Origin of the sequence: Mesotoga sp. HF07.pep.5.2.highcov (assembly GCF_003666285.1) — a bacterium.
GTDB classification, from domain to species: domain Bacteria; phylum Thermotogota; class Thermotogae; order Petrotogales; family Kosmotogaceae; genus Mesotoga; species Mesotoga prima.
The window spans coordinates 1-844 of the sequence record NZ_JFHJ01000406.1 but is presented as its reverse complement, the minus strand read 5'-3'; the positions used below and the strand labels follow the sequence as shown (position 1 = coordinate 844).

Genomic DNA, 844 nt, shown 5'->3' with positions numbered 1-844 from the left:
GACCAGTTGACGATCTCGCTGTCACCATGTTCACCAAGAACATAAGCATGTACGTTTCTTGGGTCAAGCTGGCAGTGGTCTGCAATGCTCTGTCTGAGCCTTGCCGTATCTAGAGTCGTTCCAGAGCCTACTATCCTGTTTCTTGGTAAACCGGACGCTTTCCATGCCACCCATGTAAGAACGTCGACGGGATTCGTCACGATTATGAAAACTGGCTCTTTGCTGTAGGAAAGAGATTTAGCCACCGCTTCCTTCACTATCCTTGCGTTGTCCTTTAGAAGCTGTAGGCGACTCTCTCCTCCTTTTTGAGGTCTACCGGCCGTTATTACGACTACATCCGAGTCTGAAGAGACATCGTAATCTCCGCCATGAATTCTCATTGGTCTAACATAGGCATTGCCATGACTCAAGTCCATTGCCTGACCTTTGGCGAGTTCCCTGTTTATGTCAACAAGAGCTATCTCTCTTGCAACACCTTTTATCATCGATGCATAAGCTATTGACGAGCCCACCATACCGGCTCCGACTATCGTTACTTTCATCATACTCCTCCTGACAAGACCGTCTTGAACCAGTGACGGAATCTTGCTTCAAGGTCTGCCCTTTCTACTTTTTCAACGATTTCGCCTTTCACGAAAATCACTCCGCCTGAAGCCGTTCCAGCGATCCCAATGTCTGCTTCAGTGCCCTCTCCGATTCCATTGACCACACAGCCCATCACTGCAACCGAGAGGTCTGCATCTGTGTTGCCGACCCAGCTATTGACTTTTCTGGCGAGAGCTTCGACATCTATTTCCGTTCTCGCGCAGGTTGGGCAGGAAATCACATCGACCCCCCTTCTCAG

2 protein-coding genes are annotated in these 844 nt (G+C 49.4%); both read right to left on the bottom strand.

Going from position 1 to position 844, the window contains the following annotated elements:
• The coding region (locus BG32_RS08620) for a lactate/malate family dehydrogenase (protein ID WP_259459626.1) at positions 1–545 on the bottom strand (545 nt) is incomplete at its 3' end.
• A partial coding sequence (locus tag BG32_RS08615) for a flavodoxin-dependent (E)-4-hydroxy-3-methylbut-2-enyl-diphosphate synthase (protein ID WP_147434901.1) occupies positions 542–844 on the bottom strand: 303 nt, incomplete at its 5' end. The genes BG32_RS08620 and BG32_RS08615, both read right to left, overlap by 4 nt.